Source organism: Streptomyces sp. NRRL WC-3549 (assembly GCF_000721935.1).
In the GTDB taxonomy this organism is placed as follows: Bacteria; Actinomycetota; Actinomycetes; order Streptomycetales; family Streptomycetaceae; genus Streptomyces.
This window is the reverse complement of the sequence record NZ_KL585430.1, coordinates 16,453-17,784: the sequence shown is the minus strand read 5'-3', so window position 1 is coordinate 17,784 and position 1,332 is coordinate 16,453. Positions and strand designations below refer to the sequence as shown.

The following is a 1,332-nucleotide window of genomic DNA, read 5'->3' as shown; positions in this document are numbered from 1 at the left end:
CCCGTCCACCAGGTCGATCCGGCCGCCGTCCGACTCGTCGGGCACCGGCCGACGCGTGTCCAGGCCGCTGCGCGGCACGTCGATCTCCCACTCGGTGCTCCAGGCGGCCGGGCCGAAGCCGTACCGCCCGTAGATCGGGTACTCGGCCGCGATCAGCGAGGCGACCACCTCACCGCGTTCCCGGGCCGCCGCCAGGTCCGCGGCCATCATCCGGCCGAGCAGTCCCCGGCGGCGGTGCGTGGGCGACACGGTCACCGCGGTGATCGCGTCGGCCGGCACGGTGGCGCCGCCCACGACGGTCAGCTCCTGGGCGAACGAACGGAAGGTCGCCACGCACCGGCCGCCGTCGAACACCCCTTGGACACGGGAGAGGTCGGTGTGGGTCAGCCGCACCGCGATCTCCTCCTCCGTCGCCACGTACGGCCGCAGGAAGCCGGTGCTCACGGCACGCAGCCAGTCGGGGAAGTCGGATACGGAGACGGTACGGGGATGCGGACTCATGGCCCCACGCTACGCACGCGGCACAGGAGGTGTCGCTCCGATTTCCGGCGCCGCCACCGGCCGCGTCAGAACGCCGCGCGGATCCCCCCGACCTCCTCGCCACCGCCCGTCAGCGGTGCCCGGCCGATGCGGGAGACCACCGGGGCGTCCACGCCGAGGAGTTCGAGCGCGCGGGCCAGCACCGGGCGCAGGGCGCGCGTCGAGCCGTCGTCGATCTTGAAGGCCAGCGCCCGGCCGTCCGCCAGCGCGACCGCCTGGACCGCCTCGGCGCCCATCTTGGACAGCGTCCCCGGCACCTCCCGCATCAGCCAGGTGTCCGGGCGCCGGGTGCCCGCCACGTACTCGGGGTGCGCCCGCATCGCGTCCGCGACCCGGCGCTCCGCCGATCCCGGGTCCGCGGTGACGAACGCGCGGAAGGCACGGGCGAGACCCACCAGCCCGATCGCCATCAGCGGCGCCCCGCAGCCGTCCGTGCCGACCGCCGCGACGGGCTCGCCCGCCGCCTCCGCGACCACCTGCCCGACCAGGACCTGCAGGGGGTGGGCCGGGTCGAGGTAGGTCGCGGTGTCCCAGCCGTTGCGTACGCAGACCGCGAGCATCGCCGCGTGCTTGCCGGAGCAGTTCATGGTGAGCGGCTCCCGCACCCGCCCGGCCGCGAGGTACGCCTCCGCCTCCACCGGGTCCAGCGGCAGGTCCGGCGGGGTCTGCAGGTCGTCCGGCGTCAGACCGTGTTCGGCGAGCATCGTGCGGACGAGCGCGAGGTGGAAGTCCTCGCCGGAGTGGCTCGCGGCGGCCAGCGCCAGCCGCTCACCGGACAGTTCGAGACCGGCC

General features: G+C 75.2%; 2 protein-coding genes. Both read right to left on the bottom strand.

Annotated features, from left to right (window positions below; translation table 11 throughout):
• A partial coding sequence (locus IH13_RS0130160; RefSeq protein WP_031089248.1) for a GNAT family N-acetyltransferase occupies nucleotides 1–501 on the bottom strand: 501 nt, incomplete at its 3' end.
• Between the two features lie 65 nt (nucleotides 502–566).
• The coding region (locus tag IH13_RS0130155; RefSeq protein ID WP_031089247.1) for an asparaginase at nucleotides 567–1,332 on the bottom strand (766 nt) is incomplete at its 5' end.